General features: G+C 56.4%; 16 protein-coding genes. 12 read left to right on the plus strand and 4 right to left on the minus strand.

Features of this window, described 5'->3' with window-relative positions; all coding sequences use genetic code 11:
• Window positions 1–8: 8 nt before the first annotated feature.
• The 3 genes from ACTCIA_RS08065 to ACTCIA_RS08075 are packed head-to-tail and all read right to left on the minus strand — an operon-like array spanning window position 9 to window position 4,646.
• Window positions 9–1,142: a DHH family phosphoesterase gene (locus tag ACTCIA_RS08065; protein ID WP_463001295.1), complete on the minus strand. Its 1,134-nt coding sequence runs from the start codon at window positions 1,140–1,142 to the stop codon at window positions 9–11.
• Window positions 1,132–3,753 carry an amino acid permease gene (locus tag ACTCIA_RS08070; RefSeq protein ID WP_463001296.1) on the minus strand — a complete coding sequence of 874 codons (2,622 nt, stop codon included), beginning with the start codon at window positions 3,751–3,753 and terminating at the stop codon, window positions 1,132–1,134. Before ACTCIA_RS08070 ends, ACTCIA_RS08065 begins: the two co-directional genes overlap by 11 nt.
• A gap of 26 nt (window positions 3,754–3,779) precedes the next feature.
• On the minus strand, window positions 3,780–4,646 hold the full coding sequence (locus ACTCIA_RS08075) for a cytidylate kinase-like family protein (protein ID WP_463001297.1): 867 nt from the start codon (window positions 4,644–4,646) through the stop codon (window positions 3,780–3,782).
• A gap of 288 nt (window positions 4,647–4,934) precedes the next feature.
• Here ACTCIA_RS08075 and ACTCIA_RS08080 point away from each other — a divergent pair, with 288 nt between their 5' ends.
• The 7 genes from ACTCIA_RS08080 to ACTCIA_RS08110 all read left to right on the plus strand — a co-directional run bounded on the left by ACTCIA_RS08080 (window position 4,935) and on the right by ACTCIA_RS08110 (window position 18,089).
• Window positions 4,935–8,075: a beta-phosphoglucomutase family hydrolase gene (locus ACTCIA_RS08080; RefSeq protein ID WP_463001298.1), complete on the plus strand. Its 3,141-nt coding sequence runs from the start codon at window positions 4,935–4,937 to the stop codon at window positions 8,073–8,075.
• A gap of 98 nt (window positions 8,076–8,173) precedes the next feature.
• Window positions 8,174–8,806 (plus strand): uridine kinase family protein, encoded by a 633-nt coding sequence (locus tag ACTCIA_RS08085; protein WP_463001299.1) that lies wholly within the window; start codon window positions 8,174–8,176, stop codon window positions 8,804–8,806.
• Between the two features lie 22 nt (window positions 8,807–8,828).
• Complete coding sequence (gene glgX / locus ACTCIA_RS08090; RefSeq protein WP_463001300.1) at window positions 8,829–10,949, plus strand: glycogen debranching protein GlgX; 2,121 nt, start codon at window positions 8,829–8,831, stop codon at window positions 10,947–10,949.
• Window positions 10,946–13,459, plus strand: a complete 2,514-nt coding sequence (treY, locus tag ACTCIA_RS08095; protein ID WP_463001301.1) for a malto-oligosyltrehalose synthase — start codon at window positions 10,946–10,948, stop codon at window positions 13,457–13,459. Before glgX ends, treY begins: the two co-directional genes overlap by 4 nt.
• 170 nt (window positions 13,460–13,629) lie before the next feature.
• Complete coding sequence (treZ, locus tag ACTCIA_RS08100; RefSeq protein WP_463001302.1) at window positions 13,630–15,384, plus strand: malto-oligosyltrehalose trehalohydrolase; 1,755 nt, start codon at window positions 13,630–13,632, stop codon at window positions 15,382–15,384.
• Window positions 15,381–16,877 carry a 4-alpha-glucanotransferase gene (malQ, locus tag ACTCIA_RS08105; protein ID WP_463001303.1) on the plus strand — a complete coding sequence of 499 codons (1,497 nt, stop codon included), beginning with the start codon at window positions 15,381–15,383 and terminating at the stop codon, window positions 16,875–16,877. Before treZ ends, malQ begins: the two co-directional genes overlap by 4 nt.
• Before the next feature lie 72 nt (window positions 16,878–16,949).
• Window positions 16,950–18,089, plus strand: a complete 1,140-nt coding sequence (locus tag ACTCIA_RS08110; protein WP_463001304.1) for an AI-2E family transporter — start codon at window positions 16,950–16,952, stop codon at window positions 18,087–18,089.
• Window positions 18,090–18,196: 107 nt separating this feature from the next.
• On the opposite strand, the gene ACTCIA_RS08115 is transcribed toward ACTCIA_RS08110, so the two are convergent.
• A complete protein-coding gene (locus tag ACTCIA_RS08115; protein ID WP_463001305.1) occupies window positions 18,197–19,000 on the minus strand; it encodes a CheR family methyltransferase in 804 nt (267 codons plus the stop codon).
• Between the two features lie 306 nt (window positions 19,001–19,306).
• Between ACTCIA_RS08115 and ACTCIA_RS08120 the strand changes: the two genes are divergently transcribed.
• The 5 genes from ACTCIA_RS08120 to ACTCIA_RS08140 all read left to right on the plus strand — a co-directional run bounded on the left by ACTCIA_RS08120 (window position 19,307) and on the right by ACTCIA_RS08140 (window position 22,208).
• Complete coding sequence (locus ACTCIA_RS08120) at window positions 19,307–20,245, plus strand: SMP-30/gluconolactonase/LRE family protein (RefSeq protein ID WP_463001306.1); 939 nt, start codon at window positions 19,307–19,309, stop codon at window positions 20,243–20,245.
• Window positions 20,246–20,336: 91 nt separating this feature from the next.
• Window positions 20,337–20,471, plus strand: coding sequence for a hypothetical protein (locus ACTCIA_RS08125; protein ID WP_463001307.1), 135 nt, complete (start codon window positions 20,337–20,339; stop codon window positions 20,469–20,471).
• Window positions 20,472–20,558: 87 nt separating this feature from the next.
• Window positions 20,559–20,750: an addiction module protein gene (locus ACTCIA_RS08130; protein ID WP_463001308.1), complete on the plus strand. Its 192-nt coding sequence runs from the start codon at window positions 20,559–20,561 to the stop codon at window positions 20,748–20,750.
• 116 nt (window positions 20,751–20,866) lie between these two features.
• Entirely contained in the window at window positions 20,867–21,646 is a 780-nt protein-coding gene (locus tag ACTCIA_RS08135; RefSeq protein ID WP_463001309.1) for a hypothetical protein, read from the plus strand.
• A 94-nt stretch (window positions 21,647–21,740) separates the two neighbouring features.
• Window positions 21,741–22,208, plus strand: coding sequence for a hypothetical protein (locus ACTCIA_RS08140; protein WP_463001310.1), 468 nt, complete (start codon window positions 21,741–21,743; stop codon window positions 22,206–22,208).
• Window positions 22,209–22,300: the final 92 nt, after the last annotated feature.

A 22,300-nucleotide genomic window follows, 5' to 3' on the forward strand; every position in this document is an offset into this window, starting at 1 on the left:
GCGGCCGGCTATTCCTTTTTTTTCTCGTCTGCCTTGACCCCGATTTTGTCAAAGATTTTCTGCTTGATCTGTTCGTTGAACACGTTCCACTTGTGCTGCTGGAAATCCTGGTCCCCGCTGCCGGAAAGAAATCCCACGGGGATGTGAAATCCGCCGGCAGACATTTTTCCGCCCCCGAAATACTTTCCGCTGGCGTCTTTTCCAAACACGTCCTTGATAAACTGGTCCGGATCAATGGTGATCCGGTTAGTGCGCATGGAGCCGATCACCGCTTCCTCCCAGTTGTCTCCGGTGACAATGCCGTAGACAATGGCGGTGTGCACGTTTTCCTCTGTGAGCAGAAAATCCGCGGCCTGGGGAATGGCGTCCCGGTCCTCTGCGCGCAGGTAGCCCACCCCGGCAAAGCAGAAATTCTGGACGATTTCCCGGCTGCCCAGGGCCTTGTGAATCACCTTCATGGTCTGCCTGGACCGGGCTTGGTTCATGATCTGAGAAAGCAGGTCCCGGTCCCGGTACCTGGACAAAAATGCCGCTGCATGAAAATCCTGTTCCCGGGCGTTGATAAACCCGTTTGTATCCGTGATAATGCCGTGGGTCAGGGAGGTGGCCATGAGGATGTGGTTTTTGTCCGAGGAGTTGATCTCCATGATGCCGTTTTCCAGGTATTGGGCATAAATGGAGGAGGCTGCCCCGATTTTGGGGCGGATATCCCTGAACTGCGCCTTTAGCCGATCCTGTGGTTCATGGTGATCCACAATGATCAGCGGCGGCACGTCGGCTTTTTCCAGAGCATTGAGCAGGGCGCCGGCCGTTGTCCCCTGGTTGTCCAGAAAAACCGCTCCGTCATAGGTCTTTAGATCTATTGAACCCTCGCACCGGATCAGTTCAATGCCCATGAGTTTGACCAGGGCAATGTTTTGCTGATGGCTGATGCGGCCGCAGTAATAGATATCCGCCTGGATATCAAATTCCCTGCTGATGATCTGGTGGGCAAACCCGCAGGCAATGGCATCGGGATCCGGAAATTCCTGGAGCACCACCGCATGCTTCTGCCCCCGGAAAGAATCCAGGGCCGCGGCCATGTCCGGGCCTGCGTCCCTGGTTTGGTCCGGATCGGTTTTTTCGGTTTTTTTAGTCTGCATTCTTTTTGTCTCCGGGTTTAGGGGTGGGCTGCTCCCCGGGCAATTCCCGGGTTTTTTCCGTTTCAGACCGTTTTTTTGTTTCCGCGTTCATATCAGCGCCCAGCCGTTGGGCAGTTTCCGTGAGGTGTTCGCACACGGCAGCCAGTTTTGCGGCCTTGCGGCCGGCTTCCACGGCCCGGTTTTTGGCCTCCACGGAGTCGCTGTAAAACTGCCGGATGTTTTCAGGATCATCGCCGGATTCAATGGCCCGGCGCCAGGCATCCATTTTTTCCTCTGCAGCGGATGAGGCTTTTTCGGCCTCCTGTTCGGCTGCTTTTTCCTTTTTGCGGATGTCTGCAAGCCGGTCCAAAACTGCTGCGATATCACCGGCCGTGCCGGCCTCGGGTTCGGCGGCCAGGTCAATGTCTTTTGCCGCCAGCATGGCCGCGGAAACCGGCAGCCGGGAAAGCAGATCCGATAGCGGGCCATCAAACAGGTCCACGGGCTGCTGCTGCTTTAGCTGAAACGGCAGAAAGACAATGGCTGCATCCTTGCTGTAAGCGGCCACGGCATCGCTGTCGGCCCGGGCCACGATTTCGGGCTCTGCCTCGATGCGGATTTCCGCAAGGGTTTCATTGATGTCTGAAACGGTTTTCCCTGTTGCCAGGGCATCTTCGCTCACATCAAGCACCCGGATTTTGGCTTTTTCCCATCCCGGGTTCTGGCGGATCATGTGGGCAAACAAAATCATCAGCCGGCTTGTGGCATCCCCGCGCCACCACACATCCATGCGCCGCTTTTCCGGCGGTATTTTCAGCAGTCTTTCCCATTGGGTTTTTTCCGCGGAAAACAGCAGGATATTGCATCCCCGGGCAAAGGCCGCCTGCAGGTAGAGGCCGAAGCGTTTGGTCCGGTGGGCGGACGGGCTGGACTGGCTCATGTCCAGCCAGTTGGTGATCATGGTGTTGGCGCGCAGCGGGCCGATGCCGTAGGCCTGGATAAGCGTTTCCATGGTGAGCCGAAAATTGGAGCCGGTCAGCACCAGGGCAAACACGTCCACTTCCAGTTCCCGGATGTCTTCCAGAAGTTGCTTTTCCGCGGCCAGGCGCTGGTTTTCGGCCTCCGGGCCCTCGGTTTGCAGGATTTTCACCATGCTGGCAAACCCGCTGTCGCCCTGGATCCAGTCGGCCATTTGCAGCAGGGGTTTGCGCCGGTCCGGGTCATCTGAGAAAATCAGCAGGGCCGGCCGCCAGTTTCGGGGATGTTCCGGGTCTTCAGCCGCCCGGATCAGGTGGTTGCGGATTTGCTGGAACCGGTAGGACCTTTTGCTGTCGGCCCAGCGGGCCGGCCCGGCGGTGCGGATTAAATACTGGTAGATGGCAGACAAAAAGGCCAGAGCCACGATGCCGGCGGTCAGGTCAATGGCCAGCATAACCCCCAGGCAGGCCAGTCCGCCGGCCAGGCTCAGGCGCTTGTCGTAAAACCGAAACGTGGGCCGGAATGCCGGGCTTGCGGCTCGCGCCTCGAAAAAGGTGGCATAATTTAGCAGCCCGTAGGAAATCAGAAAAAACATGGACACCACAGGCGCCACCACATTGAGGTTGCCCAGGGCGATGGTGACAAAAGCGATGGCTCCAGAAAGCAGCACCGCGCGCCTGGGATTGTCCGCCGGCCCGGAGCCCTTGGCAAACAAGAGCAGAAACGGAAAAATCCGGTCTTTGGAAAGTGACTGGAGAATTCGCGGGGCCCCCATAAACGAAGCCATTCCCGAAGACAGGGTGGCGGCGATCACCCCTGCCAGCACCAGGGAATCAATGGCGGCAACCCGCTTCATGGCGTTGTAATCCGTTGCCAGGATGTCGCCGGGCAGGCTGCCGGCAAAAACAACCGCGGCGGCCAGGTAGATGACAATGGAGAGCCCCACTGCGGCAAACGTGCCATTGGGAAGGCTTTTGCCCGGGTCTTTCAGGTCCCCGGACATGCTTACCCCCTGGGTGAACCCGGTAACAGCAGGGAAAAAAATGGCAAAAATCACCCAGAAAGGCGGGCCGTTTTCCGGAGCGGCCAGATTCTGTGTCAACACCGCCGTGTCCCAGCGCAGAATGCCGCCGACAAAAAAGGACAAAATCGCGGCAAATAAAATCACCATGATCAGCGACTGGAACCGCGCGGCCCAGTCCGCGCCCAGCCAGGCAAAAATAAACAGCAGCACCACCGCGCCTGCGGCAATGAGCTGGGCATGCGCCCTTGTTGCAAAAGGCAGCAGTGCGGCCAGCACTTCCCCAAAGCCGATGCTGTAGAAGGCAATGGAGACCGACTGGGCCAGAAACAGCACAATGCCGATGGCACCGCCGAATTCCAGGCCCAGGGTCCGGGAAATCAGGTAATAGTCTCCCCCGCCCTTGACATTGAGGCTGGTGGAGATGGCCGCCAGGGAAAGGGAGGTGAGCACCGAGATGAGATTGGCCAGGGCAATGATGACAAGGGCCCGGATTAGGCCCGCGCTGCCCACCACATAGCCCAGACGCAGAAACAGGATAATACCGAGAATCGTCAGGATACTCGGGGTAAAAACCCCGGAAAAGGTGCCCAGCGTTCCGGTTTTTTTTCCTCCTGCTGCAGGTGGGCTCATGTCCGCAAACCTCGCCGGTCCGGCTTCTAAATATATGAAGGGGGCTCTATGTCATAGAGCACGTTTTCAATGCCCGGAATTCCATTTATTGCTGCACTGATTTCATCGGTGATTTCTTTTTTTGTTTTTTCCCTGAGATATTCTTCGGTCTTAAAGCTGGTGTAGCCGCTTTTGCGGACATTCTGGGTTTCCGCCTTGATATAGACAATTCCGCTGGTGGCGTTTACCGATACCTTTAAATCGGGTTTGCAGTAATTTTCAATGGCCGCTTTCACCCGAGTGCTCAGCGCCAGATCTGCAATGGCTTTTCTTGAATCCGGGGTTGCGGCAAAAGTTTTTCGCCGGGCCGCGTGGCAGATGGTTTCGGCTGCATCTTCAATATTCATTCGCTTGATTCGGATGGTCATCGCATAGCTGTGCGGGTCTGTCAGATCCACCTTGTACAGGTAATGCGCCCAGCGCGCCCGGGTGCTGTCTTCTTCGGTAATATAGCTGATGGCCTCTTTGTCGCTGATGTTATGTTTCTGCCGCATAAAGGCAATGCGGTCGGAAAGATCTGCAATGATACGGATGTTTAATACGTGGGAGATATCAGGCAGCAGGATATGAGAGCCGTGGCCGTGATAGACGATGTTGTCGTCTTTTGCATGTTCCAGCAGTACCGCCTGGATATAGGAAAGGTATTTTTCCTTGCCCCGGGTAAAGCGCTCAAGAACCGAAGGCGCATCGTGAATGGACTGGATGAGTTCCTTTTCAGGAACATTGTAGCGCTGGTTGGCTTCTTCGATCAGGGTTTCCCGGCTCAGGATCTTGTAGCCGAGAATTTCCGCCGTTTTTTCCGCAACTTCCTTGCCATGGCTGAAGCATCCGCGGGAAATGGTGATAATGGCCATGAACTTTCCTCCGTTTTCCTTGTTTTCTGATAAATAGCCAGTTAGACCCGGTGCAGCTTCTGTATCGGGCATGTTCGATGATCTCTTTGCATTATAATAATAACGCCCTGCTTTTAATGTCAAACGATTAAATCGGAGACGTCTTTGGCTTCTTAATGCAAAAAATTAATCAACTGTTATTATTGACAGCAGGATCTTGCCCGCTAAGGGGTCAAACCCTGTTGATTGTTTTTTGTCCGGGTCAAGGGCAAAAATCAAGGTTTGGCGCCTCTATTGAATGGAGGGGAAATGAAAGACAAAAATCAAGGTTTGGGCCCGCAGGGGGTGGTGCTGGATCTCGACGGGGTGATTACGCGGACTGCAGCGGTTCACGGCCGGGCGTGGAAGGACGTGTTTGACGCGTTTTTAAAGGAGCAGGACAAAGATTTTTCCCCGTTTACGGATAAAGATTACCTGACTTACGTAGATGGCAAGCCCCGTTATGACGGGGTCAGTTCCTTTCTGGAATCCAGGGGCATATCCCTTGCCTTCGGCAATCCCGATGATCCGCCCGGAGACCGGACCGTCTGCGGGCTGGGCAACAGAAAAAATGAGCGGTTCAATGACCTGGTCCGCGCCGGCGGGGTGGAGGTGTTTGACACCACGGTGGCGTTGATAAAGGAATTGAAACAATCCGGGACCCGGATCGGAGTGGCCTCATCGAGCAAAAACTGCCGGCAGGTGCTTGAGGCGGCAGGGCTGCTTGATTTGTTCGAGGTGCGCGTTGACGGGGTGGTGTCTGCCGAGCTGGGCCTGAAGGGAAAGCCGGCTCCGGATATTTTTATCACCGCCTGCAACCGGCTCGGCGTGGCGCCCGTTGATGCAGTGGTGGTGGAAGATGCCGTGTCCGGGGTGCAGGCGGGCAGAAACGGCGGTTTCGGCATGGTCATCGGCGTGGCCCGGGAAACCGATCCCGCAATACTGCTCCAAAACGGGGCCGACCGGGTGGTACGGGATATGGGTGAAATCTCACCGGCTGATATCCGCACCTGGTTTGAAACCGGCCTGCCGGAAGATCTGTGGTCTGTGACGTTCCACGATTATGATCCGTCCCTGGAAAAAACCCGGGAGACCCTGCTGACCGCTGGAAACGGGTATTTTGCCACCCGGGGGGCCATGGAGGAATCCGCAGCCGGAGAAATCAACTACCCGGGCACCTACATGGCCGGGGTTTTCAATTGCCTGACATCAACGGTGAGCGGTAAAAACATTGAAAATGAGGACTTTGTCAATTGCCCGAACTGGCTGCCGGTTAATTTCCGCATCGGCTCCGGGCCGTGGATGGATATCAACGCGGTCAAAATCGAATCCATCTGCCGGCGCCTGGATTTTCAAACCGGAATCCTGCACCGGGACATGACCGTGGCCGATGCCATGGGGCGCAGAACACGGATCGTGTCCGAGCGAATCATCAGCATGGCCGATCCCCATGTCTGCGGACTGCGCTACAGCCTCACACCCATCAACTACGATGAAATCATCACCTTTTCCGCTGCCGTCAACGGGGACGTCATCAATGACGGAGTGGAGCGCTACCGGGATCTGGAGCAGCAGCACCTCACGCCCGTGGATCAGAGCGCAGTCGAGGATACCCTTCTGGTTCGGGTGCAGACCACCGAGTCGGCCATTGAGATCGCTGCAGGCGCCAGGGCGGCTGTGGTCTGCGGCGAAAAAATCCATTCGGAGGTCAAACCGGCAGAGGGCCGGGGAGAGCTGCGGTTTTCGGTTCCCGCCCGGAAAAATCAACCCGTGTGCATGGAAAAACTGGCCGCCTTCTGCACCTCGGCCGATGGCAGCACAGAAAGCCCGGCCACGCGCGTGTTTGCCGCCCTGGAAAACACAACTTCCTTTGATGCGCTCAAATCGGCAAGCATCCATGCATGGTCCCGCCTGTGGCAGGAAATGGATATCCGCGTATCCGGGGATCGGTTTTCCCAGAAAATGCTGCGCCTGCACATGTATCATCTTTTGGTCACGGCATCGCCGCACAACACCGGCCTTGATGCGGGTATGCCCGCCCGGGGCCTGCACGGCGAGGCCTACAGGGGCCATATTTTCTGGGATGAGCTGTTTGTGATGCCCTTTTATGACCTGCATTTTGCCGATATTGCCGGATCCCTTCTCATGTACCGCTACCGCCGGCTGGATGCCGCCCGGGACTATGCCCGGGAGCACGGATTTTCCGGGGCCATGTTTCCCTGGCAAAGCGGCCGCACCGGCACCGAGCAGACCCAGACCGTGCACTTAAATCCCCTGACCGGCCAATGGGGCCCGGACAACAGCAGCCTGCAGCGCCACGTGTCTCTGGCCGTGGCCTTCAATACCTGGCAGTATTTCCACATCACCCATGATCTGGCGTTTTTGGAAAACTTCGGGGCTGAAATGTTTTTTGAGATCTGCCGGTTCTGGGCCTCCAAAGCCCGGTGGGACAACGCTCTCAGCCGCTACCGAATCCACGAAGTCATGGGCCCGGACGAATTTCACGAAAAATACCCGGACAAAGACAAGGGCGGGCTCACAGACAATGCCTACACCAATCTCATGGTCCACTGGGCCCTGACCCGGGCTGCAGAGATTTACCGGTACCTGGGCGGCAAGGCCAGAAATACCCTTTGTGAAAAAATCCGCCTGTCAGTGGAAGAGATAGAAAGCTGGACGCAGATGGCGCAAAAACTCAACATCGTGATGCGCGACGGCTTAATCGCCCAGTTTGACGGGTATTTCTCTTTAAAGGAGCTGGACTGGGATCATTACCGCAGCACTTACGGCGATATCCACCGCATGGACCGGATTTTGAAAAAAGAGGGCAAAAAGCCGGACGCCTACAAGGCAGCCAAGCAGGCTGACGTGCTCATGGCGTTTTTCAATCTGGGCGAAAATGCCATCAAAAAAATGCTGGCATCCATGGGTTATGGGCCGTTGGACAATCTTCTGGAAAAAAATTTCGATTATTACATGGCCCGCACCTCCCACGGCTCTACCCTGAGCCGGGTGGTGCACGCAGCCCTGGCCCGGCGCCTGGGCCGCAAAGACATTGCCTGGCAGTTTTACCAGGAGGCCCTTTCAAGCGATTATATCGACATTCAGGGCGGCACCACAAAAGAGGGCATCCACACGGGGGTGATGGCCGCCACAGTGCTCATGGCCATGACCGTCTACGGCGGGCTGCGCATGGACAAAGACGTTCTCTCGGTTGATCCCGGCCTGCCAAAGCAATGGGAAAAAATCGCCTTTGGGGTCTGGTTTCAAAAAAAGCGCTATACATTTGAAATTACAAAAAACAAAGTTATTCTCATTATAGAAGGTCCTGAAGGCGGGGTCGTTTCCGTGGAAGTAAAAGGAAAGACACACCAGGTTTCCTGCGGTGTCAAAACCGCATTTCCTTTATAAGCCTCAGGTTTATCCGTCACACAGGCCCTCAGTATCCGGCTTCTTATCATCCTGAACCTTGAACGTTGAACTTTGAACCTTGAACCAGGGATTTTGCCATGCTCGGAGACGTCTTGTTAATCGAGGAAAAGCACAAGCAGGCAGCCGCCCGGATCGCAGATTACGTCCTGGCCGACCGCCAGCCCGGAACCATCATTGCCATCTCAGGCGAATCCGGATCAGGCAAGTCCGAACTGGCCCATTGCCTGGGCCGGGTGCTGAAAGACAAGGGCTTTGCCGCCAAGCTGGTGCACTCGGACAATTATTACCTCACCCTGCCCAAAGACCGCAACGACTGGCGCAAGGCCCACGGGGCAGAGGCCATTGGGCTAAACGAGTACGACTGGGACCGCATCCAACAGACCCTGGAGGATTTCAGGCGGGGCCGCACCGCCAAGATGCCGTGTATCGACCTGATCACCGACCAGGTCGACACCCTGACCACGGATTTCTCACAAATGGATATGCTGGTACTCGACGGTCTGTACGCCATTGCCGCAAAAAATGTTCATTTCCGGGTGTTCATCGATTTGACCTATCACGAGACCAAAAAGGCCCAGCTTGTGCGCGGCAAGGAAAAGGTGGATGACTGGCGCATGACCGTGCTGGAGCACGAGCACCGGGCCGTGGCCTCCATAAAAAACAAGGCGGATTTCATTGTCACGTCATCATACGAGGTAACACCCGCATGAAAGCAAAAGGATTGCACACACCATGAAAATCTGGCCCGGAACGCCGTTTCCCCTGGGTGCCGTTTATGACGGGGCCGGCACAAATTTTTCCATTTTTTCTGAAATCGCCCACCGGGTGGAGCTCTGCCTGTTTGACGATAACGGCGGCGAGACCCGGGTGGATTTGCCCGAGGTCACGGGATTCTGCTGGCACGGATACCTGCCCGCAGTGGAACCCGGACAGGAGTACGGCTACCGGGTCCACGGTCCGTGGGAGCCGGAAAACGGCCATCGCTGCAACCCGGCAAAACTCCTGCTCGACCCTTATGCCAAGGCCCTTGCCGGACGGGTCCAATGGGACGAGGCCGTGTTTCCCTATGCCTTTGCAGACGGTTCGGACGTGAAAAGCGATGTTGACAGCGCCCCTTTTGTTCCCAAGTGCGTGGTCCATCAGCCCCATTTTGACTGGACCGGCGACCGCCGCCTGCATCTTCCCTGGCATGAAACCATTATCTATGAAACCCATGTCAGGGGTTTTACCATGCAGCACCCGGATATTCCGGAAGACCTGCGCGGCACCTATGCCGGCCTGGCCCACCCGGCCGCCATCGAGTATTTTCACGATTTGGGCATCACGGCCGTGGAGCTGATGCCGGTGCACAAGTTCATCCATGACAAGCGGCTTGTGGACAACAGGCTTTCCAATTACTGGGGGTATAATTCCATCTGCTATTTTGCCCCGCACGATCAGTATGCCGCAGACCGCCGGCCCGGCGGGGTGGTCTCTGAGTTCAAGCAAATGGTCATGGCCTTTCACCAGGCCGGTATCGAAGTGATCATCGACGTGGTCTACAACCACACCGCAGAGGGCAACCATGAAGGGCCCATGCTCTGCTTTAAAGGAATTGACAACGCCTATTACTACCGGCTCACAGACGATGCCCGCTATTACATGGACTACACCGGCTGCGGCAATACCTTGAACATGCGCCATCCCCACACCCTTCAGCTGCTGATGGATTCGCTTCGCTACTGGATCGAGCAGATGCACGTGGACGGGTTTCGCTTTGATCTGGCCTCGGCCCTGGCCCGGGAGCTGCACGATGTGGACCGGCTGTCTGCGTTTTTTGACATCATCCAGCAGGACCCGGTGATCAGCCAGGCCAAGCTCATTGCCGAACCCTGGGACGTGGGCGAAGGGGGATATCAGGTGGGCAAGTTTCCGCCCCTGTGGTCGGAGTGGAACGGCAAGTACCGCGACTGCATGCGCGACTACTGGCGCGGCCAGGACCAGGTGCTGGAAAAGCTGGCCTCCCGCTTTACCGGCAGCTCGGATCTTTATGAAAACACCTCCAGGCTGCCATATGCCAGCATCAATTTCATCACCGCCCATGACGGATTTACCCTAAACGATCTGGTCTCCTACAATGAAAAGCACAACCAGGCCAACGGCGAGGACAACAACGACGGCGAGGACCACAACCGCTCCTGGAACTGCGGTGCCGAAGGCCCCACAGACGATCCTGAAATCCTGGAACTGCGCGCCCGGCAGAAACGCAATTTCCTGACCACATTGTTTTTGTCCCAGGGCGTGCCCATGCTTTTGGGCGGAGACGAAATGGGCCGCACCCAGCAGGGCAACAACAACGCCTACTGCCAGGACAATGAGATTTCCTGGTATGACTGGGAAAACGCGGATTTAAATCTGCAGGCATTCTGCCGCAAACTGATCGCCTTTCGGCGGGAGCACCCGGTGTTCCGCCGCCGCCGCTGGTTCCAGGGCCGGCCCATCCACGGAAGCGATGTCAAGGATATTGCCTGGTTTAACACCGACGGCCGGCAAAAAGCAGAGGAGGAATGGGATGACGCATCCGACCGGACCCTGGGGGTTTTTTTAAACGGCCAGTCCATTCCCAACCCCCATATCAAGGCTGATCCGGTAACCGATGACAGCTTCTACATTATTTTAAATGCCCACCACGAAACCCTGGACGTGAACTTGCCCGGAGAAAAATGGGGCAGCGGCTGGTTCCGGGTAATCGACACCGCTGCAGGCGGTTTTGTGGAAGACGAAAACCGGATCGAACCCGGCGGCGAAATCCGGCTGGAGGGTCGATCGGTTGTGCTTTTCCGGGTTGAGGAAAAGGAGCCCGACGCGCAATGACGGCGCAAACGCAAAACCACATCCCCCGGGCCACCTATCGCCTTCAGTTTCACCCGGGCTTTACCTTTGACCATGCCGCCCAGATCGCAGACTATTTAGGCGCTCTGGGGGTGAGCCACGTGTATGCATCCCCGTATCTGCAGGCAGCTCCCGGCTCCACTCATGGCTATGATGTCACAGACCCGTCCCGCGTCAATGCCGAACTCGGCGGCCAGCCCGGCCATGACCGCTTCTGCAGCGCCCTGGCCAATGCCGGCCTGGGCCAGGTCATCGACATTGTGCCCAATCACATGGCCGTATTCCACCCGGCCGCCAACAAGTGGTGGTGGGATGTGCTCAAAAAGGGCCCTGCCAGCGCTTATGCCGGGTATTTTGACATTGACTGGAATCCCCCGGAAAACCGCCTGGCCGGCAAAATCCTGCTGCCCATCCTGGAAGACCAGTACGGCCGGGTCCTGGAAGCCGGCAAAATCCGGGTGGCGGTTTGCCCGGAACACGGCCTTGTGTGCCAATATCACGATCATGTGCTGCCCCTGCGGCCTGGTTCTGCGGAAAATATCGCAGACCATGCAGACCCGGCCTGCCGGGCCGCGGTCCTGGCTGATTATTTTAACACCAATATCAACGCCCTGGACAACCTCCTGGAAAACCAGCACTACCGTCTGGCCAGCTGGCGCGCCGCATCCGAAGACATCAACTACCGCCGGTTTTTTGCCATCAACTCCCTGGCCGGGGTGCGCGTGGAAGACCCGGCCGTGTTTGAAGCCACCCACGCCCGCATTCTTGACTGGGCGGCACAGGGCCGGGTCTGCGGCCTGCGCATTGATCATCCTGACGGGTTAAAGGACCCGGAGCAGTATCTCAGCCGGCTGCAAAGCGCCGCGCCTGACGCCTGGATTGTTGTGGAAAAAATCCTTCACCCCGGAGAGGACCTGCCCGGTTCATGGCCGGCTGCGGGCACCACCGGGTATGATTTTTTAAATCTTGTCATGGGCTTGTTTGTGGATCCGGCAAACAAAACCGCTTTCACCGGGATTTACGAAAAATTCACCACCCGCAAAACCAGCTACCCAGACCTTGCCCACGCGTGCAAGCACCGGGTTATGGAAGACCTGCTGGGCGCCGAAATCTCCCGGCTGATCCACCGGCTGGTGGCTATCTGCGAAAACCACCGCTGCTTCCGGGATCATACCCGCAAAGAGCTTTCCCGGGCGATCCGGCAGATGCTTGCCTGCATGCCGGTCTACCGCACTTATGTGCGCGAAGACATACCGGCAGACAGAGCAGACACCCAAGTTATCGCCCGCACCGCAGCCGAGGCCAAATCCCGGCAGCCTAAAACCGATCCCCGGCTGTTTGACTTTCTGGCTGATCTTTGCTGCGGCCGGATTGTCGGCGAGGCAGAAACCCAATGGATGCTTTTGTTCCAGCAGGTCTCAGGCCCGGTCACGGCCAAGGGTATTGAGGATACGGCCTTTTACCGGTATCACCGCCTGATCTGCCTAAACGAGGTGGGCGGGGACCCGGAGGCGTTCGGCCTGTCTGCCGGGGCATTTCACGAGGCCATGATTTCCAGGCAGAAGAAATGCCCGGCTGCCATGCTGGCCACCTCCACCCATGACACCAAGCGAAGCGAGGATGTGCGCGCCCGCCTGGCGCTGTTATCCGAGATCCCGGACCAGTGGGGGGCGGCCGTGCGCCGCTGGGCCGCCCACAATGCCATGCACAAGACCGGTCATCTGCCGGATGCCAATATCGAATACCTGCTCTACCAGTCCCTGGTCGGGGCATGGCCAATGGATTCGGACCGGGCCTGCGCCTTTATCCGGAAAGCCGCCCGTGAGGCCCGGGAGTTTACCTGCTGGGAGCAGCCCGATGAAGCCTATGAAGATGCACTGCTGGCCTTTACCCGAAATCTTCTGACAGATTCCTTTTTCATGTCCGACTTTGAGGCATTTGTGGACCCGCTCATCTTCCCGGGCCGGATCAATTCCCTGTCCCAGACCCTTGTGAAGCTCACGGCCCCGGGCGTGCCCGACTTATACCAGGGCACCGAGCTTTGGGATTTGAGCCTGGTGGACCCGGACAACCGCAGGCCGGTGGATTTTGCCCGGTGCCGTCATTTGCTCAAATCCATCAAAGACATGACCCTGGAGCAGATTATGGCAGACATGGATTCCGGCCTGCCCAAGCTTTTTTTAACCAGCCGGGTTCTGGATTTTCGGAGACATCACGCGCATTTGTTTTCCCCGGAGGCCCAGTATCAGCCGGCTGACGTGACCGGCCCGCACCAGGATCATGCCCTGGCGTATCTGCGCGGAAAACAGGCTGCAGTGATCGTCCCGCGCCTGATCATGAACTTTCCCGGCCATTGGGCCGACACCCGGGCCTGCCTGCCCGAGGGCCCATGGGAAAATGTGTTTACAGGCGATTTGTTTACCGGTCCGGAATTTCTTTTCCGGGAAATCCTTGACCGCTTTCCAGTGGCCCTTTTGGTGCGGACAAAATAGTGAAGACAGAACAAATTGAAATAACAATAAATACCATGAAGGGCATAAAGAACACAAAGGGATGTTTAAATTTTTTTTCTTCATGACCTTCCTGCTCTTCATGGTTTAAATTCATTGTTTCCAGGAAAAAGCTGCCTGATGTTTTATTTCCGTTTACAAGGAACAAGCAAATGCCGGTGATTGAAGTCTGGGCCCCTTTTGCCGACAGCCTTGAAGTACAGATCAGCGGGCGGACCATACCGCTTGAAAAAACAGCCGGAAACTGGTGGCGCCTGGGCCAACCCGTTTCCCCGGCAACCGATTACACCTTTGTGGTAAACGGCCAGGACCCCGTGCCTGATCCCCGGTCCATGCGCCAGCCCAAAGGCATTGACGGCCCTTCCCAGACCCTGGATCACAGCGCCTTTGTCTGGGACGATGACGGTTTTCAGCCCCGGCCCCTGTCATCTGCGGTGATCTATGAACTCCATGTGGGCATGTTTTCCCAAAAGGGCACGTTTGACGGCGTGACCGGGCACCTGGATCATCTTTTGGGCCTGGGCGTCACCCACGTGGAAATCATGCCGGTAAACGGGTTTTCCGGCACCCGCGGCTGGGGATATGACGGGGTTAATTTGTTTGCCCCCCACGAGGCCTACGGCGGCCCGGAGGGATTTAAGCGCCTGGTCAACGCCTGCCACGCCAAAGGCCTGGCCGTGATCCTGGACGTGGTCTACAACCACCTGGGCCCGGCCGGCAATTACCTGGATTGCTTTGGGCCGTATTTCACGGATCACTACCAGTCCCCCTGGGGCCGGGCCGTGAACCTCGACGGCGCAGAAAGCCACGAGGTGCGCGGGTTTTTCTGTGACAACGCGGCCATGTGGCTGCGCGACTACCACGTGGACGGCCTTCGCATCGACGCGGTCCACGGGTTTTTCGACCTTTCGGCAATTCATTTTCTCGAAGATCTCCGCCGGACAGCGGATCAAATCCAGGCCCAAACCGGTCGCCACAAAATTTTGATCGCGGAAAGCGACTTAAACGATCCCCGCACTGTCCGGCCCGCAGCCGCAGGCGGCCACGGCATGGACGCCCAATGGAGTGATGACTTCCACCATGCTCTCCACGCCGTGCTCACAGGCGAGCAAGCCGGGTATTACGCGGATTTTGGAAAACTTTCCCACATTGCCCGGGCGCTGACCCGGGTGTTTGTGTATGACAATCAGTTTTCCGCTTTCCGCCGGCGTTATCACGGCAGGCCCGTGCACGGCCTATCCGGGCACCGGTTTCTGGGCTATCTGCAAAATCACGACCAGGTGGGCAACCGTGCCCTGGGCGAGCGATTAAGCCACCTGATCAGCCCGGGCCGTCTCAAAACCGGCGCAGCCCTCATGCTGCTGTCTCCATTTGTTCCCATGCTGTTTCAGGGCGAGGAATGGGCAGCGTCCACACCGTTTCAGTATTTTACGGATCACTCAGACCCGGAGCTGGGCGAGGCGGTCAAAAAGGGCCGGTGCAAAGAATTTGCCGCTTTCGGCTGGGATCCGGAACAAATCCCGGATCCCCAGGCCAGTGACACCTTTGCCCGCTGCGTGCTGAAATGGGACGAAAAACAAACCCGGCCCCATGCAGAGATCCTGGAGTGGTACAGGCAGTTGATCGCGCTGCGCAAAAACCTGCCCGATGCCGCAGACGGCCGCATGGACCGGGTGCAGGCCACAGCAGATGATGCCGCCGGCTGGCTGGTCATGACCCGGGGCGCACTGACAGTGGCCTGCAATCTGGCTGATCAGACACAGCTTGTGCCGGTCTCCGGGGCAGATCGGATGGAGATCAAACTTTGTCCGGCAAAAAATCCGCCAATCAACACGGCCGGCATTGCACTGCCGGGTGATTGCGTGGCAGTGCTTTATCAGAACCCGGCCATGGAGGAATCAGGATGATCAAAATACGCTCAAGCGGCATTCTGCTGCCTGTTCAAAGCCTTGCCGCAAAGTATGGCATCGGCGACCTGGGCCCTGCGGCCCGGGAGTTTGTTCAGTTTCTGCACGCCGCAGGCCAGCATGTATGGCAGATCCTGCCCGTGACCCCAACCGAGGCCGAACACGGCCATTCCCCGTATCACAGCCTTTCGGCCTTTGCCTTCAACCCCCTGCTCATCAGCCCGGAGCAGATGGCCGAGCACGGCTTTATCGGCAAGGCTGATATCGACGGCATCACGGAGATCACCGCCTCCCCGGACAGAATCGCCTATGACGCGGCCTGGGAAGTCAGAAAGGATCTTTTTGCAAAGGCCTTTGAGCTCCACCGCAAAGAGCCCGACTTTGAGGCATTCTGCCGGCAGCACGCCCACTGGCTCGATGACTATGCCCTGTTTACCGTGCTCACCCGCCAGTACAGGGACCGGTTCTGGCACCAGTGGCCCGCAGGCCTGGTCCGCCGCCAGCCCGACGCTCTGGCGGCCGCATCCCGGCAGTTGGCCGAGCCCATTGCCTGGATTTGCTTTCTGCAGTACCTGTTTTACCGACAATGGACGGACCTGCGGGATTTCTGCACCCAACACGAAATCGCCATCATGGGGGACATGCCCATTTACGTGCCCCTGCACAGCGCAGACGTCTGGTGCCGGCCTGAACTGTTCAAGCTGGACCCGGAGTTTCAGCCCGTGGTTGTCTCGGGCGTGCCCCCGGATTATTTCAGCGACACCGGCCAGCTCTGGGGCCATCCGGTCTATGACTGGCAAGCCCATGAAAAACAGGGCTTTGACTGGTGGATTTCCCGCATCTCCCACAATCTGGACCTGTTTGACATCCTGCGCATCGACCATTTCCGGGGCCTGGTGGCCTGCTGGGAGGTGCCCGCAGCCGATACCAGTGCCTTAAACGGCAAATGGCAGGAGGTGCCGGTGCATTCTTTTTTCAGGGCCCTGTATCAGCGCATTTCCTCCCTGTCCCTGGTGGCCGAGGACCTGGGCCATATCACCGCAGATGTCCGGGAGGTCATGGCCCAATACGATCTGCCCGGCATGCGCGTGCTCGTGTTCGGATTCAACGATGATCCGTCCCAAAACCCCAACGCCCCCCATAATGTGGACCCGGGGGGCCTGGTCTACACCGGCACCCATGACACCAATACCGCTGCGGGATGGTTTGAAAACGAGGCCACGGAAATCGCCCAAAAACGCGCCTCTGCTTATTTTGGCGCAAATCTGACCCCCGCCACCTTTGCCCGTCTCCTGGTGCGCGCGGCCATGATGTCTCCGGCCCGCCTCTGCATTCTGCCCATCCAGGACATCCTTGCCCTGGGCCAGGATGCCCGGATCAACCACCCGGCCAAACCAAAGGGCAACTGGCTCTGGCGGCTCACCCCGAACCAGCTCACCGCCGAAGAGGCCACCCGGCATCTCACTCTCACCAGGATTTACGGCCGCGCCTGATATGTTTCAATCGGTCTGAACGCTTTGGATGGATACGCGAAAAAAAACCGGGAAAAAAAGACACTGGAAAGTATGATGCTTAATGAACTCGAACTGAGCCCAAGGCAGCGTGCGACCATTGCCGCAGCCATGACCCTGGGAGCAGTGCTGTTGCTTTTGGCGGCTCTCAGCGCATTTGTGTGGGGATTGGCGCGCTTTGTCGGCGTTTTTCAGAATGTATTGCTCCCACCCGTGGTTGCGGGTATTCTGACGATGCTTCTGCGGCCCTATTACACCCGGCTGGTTGGGATCTGCCGCGGATCCCGGGCCGGGGGCCTGGCTTTGTTTTTTCTTTCCGCCCTCATTCCGCTGGGAGCCTTTGTCTGGTTTGCCGGCGTCTTTGCAGCCAATGAATTGCTCCGGCTGTTTGAAGATTTGCCGTCCATGTTTGATGCCATGCTCGAGACAGGCCGGTCTCTTTGGCCGCAAGTCGCCACACTGCTGGAGAAATACGGGCTGATGTCCGGGCTTGACGGCCTGCTGGACAATCCCGGAAAAATGGCCGCCAGTGTGCTTCAGACTTCCTGGGAGCGAATGTCGCAGCCCATTGTTCAAATGTTTCAGTCCGTGACGGGATTGCTGGCCTGGGCGGTGGTTCCCCTTTATTTGGCCTTTTTTCTCATGGCCAGGCCGTTTGAACCCAACCAGATCAGACAATTTCTGCCGTTTCTCAAAAAGGAAACCAGAGAAGACGTAATCTATTTGTTGGATCAGTTCATCGGCATCCTCCTGACGTTTTTCCGCGGCCAGATCATTATCGCCCTGGCCCAGGGCGTGCTTTTTGCAGCAGGGTTTGCCATGGTCGGGTTTCCCTACAGTATCGTTGTGGGCCTGACGCTGGGGTTGCTCAATATTATTCCCTACCTGGGCAGCATCGTGGGACTCGGTGTTGCGCTGCCCCTGGCCTATTTCGGCGATGATGGCGGCTTTCTGCAGGTGGGCCTGACGCTGGTGGTATTCGGTGCGGTGCAGGCCATCGAAGGCTATGTTCTTACGCCGAGAATTATGGGCAACCGCACGGGACTGCATCCGGCCCTCATCATTTTCGCGGTCTTTTTCTGGGGCGTGGCACTCGGCGGCATCCTCGGTATGATGCTGGCCATTCCTTTGACCGCCTTTGCCGTGGTGTTTTGGAGGTTGTTGAAAAAGAAGTATATTGCAGAAGTCGTGTAAATAAGATTTCCAAACAAAGTCCGGCCGGGGCAGGCGATGCAGATGATTTCAGAATAATGCGCGGGCCGGAGGCGACTGGTTGAGAGAAAAATCCGTTATTCCGGCATTCAGGCGGCAGTTTTCCGAAAAACATAGCGGTCATAGGGCATCAGATGATTCCGGGCGGCTTCCGGGAGCTGCTCTTTTGCCCCGATCACCAGAAAACCCCCGGGCCTCAGCGCGTTTATAACCCGCTGCAGGGGTTTTGCGGACAGATCCGGCATGTAATAGGTCAGCAGGCTGTTTCTCAGAAAGACCAGATCCAGGCCTTCTGCCGGCGGCGGATCTGTGAGCAGATCCTGCACCCGCCAGTCAATGCCGTTTTTTACCCAGGGCCGCACAATATAGCGGTCTTTTTTAACATTGAAAAACCAGTCGCTCCGCCTTTCCGCATCTGCATCCCGCAGAGCGCCGCCCGGGTATATGCCTTTTTTCGCGCGCTCCAGGTATTGGGGCGCAAGATCGGTGGCGATAACTTTCAGCCGGGGAGGCGTGCTGTATTTTGCGGTAAAGCTTTCCCACAAGATTCGGAAGCTGTAGACTTCTTCGCCCCCGGCACATCCGGCAGACCAGACCTTTACCGTTTCCGGCTGCCGGGCTGCAAGTTCGGGCAGAACATGGGCTTCAAGGATTTCCCACAAACGCAGGTCCCGGAAAAAGCGTGAAATGGAAACGGTCAATTGCCGCCTGCATTCGGCCCGGAGCCCCGGATCGGCTTCCAGCCGCGCCAGATAATGGTCCATGTTCCGACATCCCAGTTCCTGCATGTGCCGGATCACACGTTTTTTGACCCCTTTGCGGACCTTGCGGTAGCCGTCCCATGAATAATTCAAAAACGCCAGAAGCATTGCAAACTGCTGGTCATCCAACATCGCCTCCCTGTCCATCATCGCCTGTACCGGCCAGTGCGCCCGGGCGCACCGGCTTTTGCAGATACTATAATTTTTATCCGGATTTGATCCGGCGTCAAGGTTTCTGCTATTTGGGAAAGTGAATACCGGTGGCATGGCATTTAGAAAAGTTTTGAAAGGAATGCGGGCACATGAAAAAAAAGCGGACCAAGACAATTTTCAGCCTGACTGCAGCGCTTGTTATCATCGTCGCGCTGTTTTTTTTTGCAATCCTCTCCCATTGATCCGGCAGCTTATACACCGCCTGAACCGCCGGAACTAACCGGTGTGCTCAAACCCAACCATCTCCTAAAAGAAGCAGAGCTGCTGGCCAAAGGAAGGGTCAACGGCCCGGAAGAAGTGGCACTGGACAACCAGGGCCGTGTCTATGGCGGGACCCGGGATGGAAAAATCATGCGGATTTTTCCGGATGGACAGATGGAGGTTTTTGCCGACACAAAAGGCCGTCCTTTGGGCCTTCATTTTGATAAGGATCAAAACCTGATCGTCTGCGATGCTCACAAGGGGCTGCTCTCCATTAATCCCCGCGGAGAAATCAAGGTCCTGGCCGATTCGGCCGGGGGCGTGGCCTTCGGGTTTACCGATGCCCTGGATATTGCCGGTGACGGAACCATCTATTTCACAGATGCCAGTGCCAGGTACGGCCAGAGCGAATATCTCTATGATCTTTTGGAAGCCAGGCCGCACGGCCGGTTTCTGAGCTATGATCCGGACACCGGCAGGGTTCGGGTTTTGCTTGAGGACCTTTATTTCGCCAATGGTGTGGCCTTGTCCCAAAACCAGGACTTTGTTTTGATCAATGAAACCTACCGCTACCGGATCATCCGCTATTGGTTAAAAGGCCGCAGGGCCGGAACACAGGAAATCTTTATGGATAATCTGCCGGGATTTCCGGATAACATTTCAAGCAGCCCAAAGGGAGATTTCTGGCTGGCACTGTTTACGGTCCGAAACAAATTCCTGGATGCCATTCATCCGCACCCCTTTTTAAAGGCGCAAATGGCCAAGCTCCCCAAAGCCGTGTGGCCTTCACCAAAGCCATACGGCCTGGTTCTGGCGCTAAATGAACAAGGAGAGATCACCCAAAGTCTGCATGACCCAACAGGCAGGCACCTGCAGGAGGTCACCTCCGCCCGGCAATACAGCGGATATCTCTACCTGGGCAGCTTGCATAACGACCGGATAGGGAAATACAAACTGCCTTGATGCTTTTCCTGTAAATCCGGGAGTATCTGTATGGGGTTCTGGTGCATGCCACGCCATAGACGCATTTGACGGTGCAGTTGCCCCCCTGATCATGGACTCTCATTCTCCGGATTTTAAAAGTCTGCCCCTGGTCGACGATATCGCCCGGCCCTCGTTTACCCTTGGCATCCTTGCCGGATATAGCGGCATGAATCATTTTTTGAATGCTCAGGAAGTTTTTCATTGAGAAGTGTTTGAGGGTTGGTTATTTTGAAGACAGTTTATTTGCCTTTAATTGGAGGTTGGTACGGATATTTCATTGCCTTTGGACAAAATGACAAATCTGGATAAAATAGCGTTGATGGAGAAAATATGGGACGATCTTTGCCGAAAGCCCGCATCCATATCATCGCCTGAATGGCATCGGAACATTTTGCAGGCCAGAGAGCGGGATATAGAGAAAGGGACGGCAAAATTTGCAGATTTTGATTGTGCCAGGGAAAGAATCAGGAACAAAACCAGATGAAATCGGAATTCACGCCCTCCATTTTGGATATCACCGTTTGCTTGCCAAAAGGTTTCCTTTTGCTGTCTATTATATCGTCTTCATAAATTTATGGCCGCAAATAAAAGGAGCCGCTTGTGAGAGCTGTGGCGGTTGACTGGTCCGGCGCAAAAAACCCGGCCAACAAGATCTGGCTGGCCGGAGCCGACCAAGGCTGTCTGACCCGCCTTGAACCCATGGGTTCCCGGGATGAAGCCGTCGATGAAGTGCTCGGGCACCTTTGCTGCCGCAAAAAGGCCGTTGCCGGACTGGATTTTGGGTTCTCGCTGCCGGCCTGGTTTTTTCGGCAAAATGGCTTGTCCAATGTGTCCGGGCTATGGGAGCTGGCCGAGCGTGACGGAGAAAAATGGCTCAGCCAATGCTGCCGGCCTTTTTGGGGCCGTCCCGGAAAAACAAAGCCCGACCTCGAAACCCATTTTCGCAGAACAGAGGAGCAATGCAGGCGGACCTTGGGCATCAGTCCGAAATCCGTGTTTCAGATCGGCGGCGCCGGCGCCGTCGGCACCGGTTCCATCCGGGGCATGCCGTTTCTCCGCAGAATTCGAAAACAGGGCGTTGGCGTCTGGCCCTTTGATACCTGTAAACTGCCCCTTGTGGTGGAGATCTATCCCAGGATTCTGACCGGTCCTGTGGTGAAACGTTCCGGGCAAAGCCGGGCCGATTACCTGAAAGCTCACAGGCCGGATCTGCCCCCGAAACTGGCATCACATGCCATCCATTCAGAAGACGCATTTGACGCCGCGGTTTCCGCCCTGATCATGGACGCTCATTTCCCGGAGTTTGAAAGCCTGCCCCGGGTCGACGATATTGCCCGGCTTGAAGGGGAGATATGGGTACCAAAGCGGGCCGGCGTATAAAGCCCATCAAAACCTGCGTGCCAGCTTGATATTTGCCACCTTGCCCGGTTTTGATCATAAGCCCGTTTACCCTTGACATCCCTGCTGGTTTAAGGTGTATATAAATAAATTCACCCTGTTTTTTCCAAAAACCCGTATCATGCATTGTACCCCACACCCGAAAAAAGCAAAAAGGCAGTCAACAATACAGATACCCGATGCCCCTGTCAGGCTTGAAACCAAAATTATCAGCGAGGCTCATATCATCCAGAACATCAGAAACAAACATGCTTTACTTCAGCAGGATATAGCAGAGCCCACTGTCATATCTGCGCAAACTGAAGGATATGCCAATATTCATGCCGAAGAGGCGTTTTATTTTACGTCTCTTCGGGCATCTAATCATCGTATTCCAGTTTTTTCATTATTAGGCAGGGTTGGCGTTTTTTATTCTTTGCATTTAGTAAAAAAGCATGAAAGCGGAGGGTTTTTACAGCGCCAAAAAGATGATTTAATCAAACTCCTAATTGGTGCAATACTTGGGGGAATAATAACTTATATAGTGACCTCCATTTCTAAATAGTGCCTGTCCGAAAACTATTATTTTCTAGATTTGCGCGGCAGCGGGCGGGGCCCCCGAGACAGCTAAACAATGGTTCAGAACAATATAGCTCC

Source organism: Desulfosalsimonas sp. (assembly GCF_055149105.1).

What these genes read in the sequence shown, in the direction of transcription:
- ACTCIA_RS08065 (WP_463001295.1), bottom strand. Translation starts at nt 1,142, where the DNA reads ATGCAGACTAAAAAAACCGAAAAAACCGATCCGGACCAAACCAGGGAC.
- ACTCIA_RS08070 (WP_463001296.1), bottom strand. Translation starts at nt 3,753, where the DNA reads ATGAGCCCACCTGCAGCAGGAGGAAAAAAAACCGGAACGCTGGGCACC.
- ACTCIA_RS08075 (WP_463001297.1), bottom strand. Translation starts at nt 4,646, where the DNA reads ATGGCCATTATCACCATTTCCCGCGGATGCTTCAGCCATGGCAAGGAA.
- ACTCIA_RS08080 (WP_463001298.1), top strand. Translation starts at nt 4,935, where the DNA reads ATGAAAGACAAAAATCAAGGTTTGGGCCCGCAGGGGGTGGTGCTGGAT.
- ACTCIA_RS08085 (WP_463001299.1), top strand. Translation starts at nt 8,174, where the DNA reads ATGCTCGGAGACGTCTTGTTAATCGAGGAAAAGCACAAGCAGGCAGCC.
- glgX (WP_463001300.1), top strand. Translation starts at nt 8,829, where the DNA reads ATGAAAATCTGGCCCGGAACGCCGTTTCCCCTGGGTGCCGTTTATGAC.
- treY (WP_463001301.1), top strand. Translation starts at nt 10,946, where the DNA reads ATGACGGCGCAAACGCAAAACCACATCCCCCGGGCCACCTATCGCCTT.
- treZ (WP_463001302.1), top strand. Translation starts at nt 13,630, where the DNA reads ATGCCGGTGATTGAAGTCTGGGCCCCTTTTGCCGACAGCCTTGAAGTA.
- malQ (WP_463001303.1), top strand. Translation starts at nt 15,381, where the DNA reads ATGATCAAAATACGCTCAAGCGGCATTCTGCTGCCTGTTCAAAGCCTT.
- ACTCIA_RS08110 (WP_463001304.1), top strand. Translation starts at nt 16,950, where the DNA reads ATGATGCTTAATGAACTCGAACTGAGCCCAAGGCAGCGTGCGACCATT.
- ACTCIA_RS08115 (WP_463001305.1), bottom strand. Translation starts at nt 19,000, where the DNA reads ATGTTGGATGACCAGCAGTTTGCAATGCTTCTGGCGTTTTTGAATTAT.
- ACTCIA_RS08125 (WP_463001307.1), top strand. Translation starts at nt 20,337, where the DNA reads ATGGACTCTCATTCTCCGGATTTTAAAAGTCTGCCCCTGGTCGACGAT.
- ACTCIA_RS08130 (WP_463001308.1), top strand. Translation starts at nt 20,559, where the DNA reads ATGACAAATCTGGATAAAATAGCGTTGATGGAGAAAATATGGGACGAT.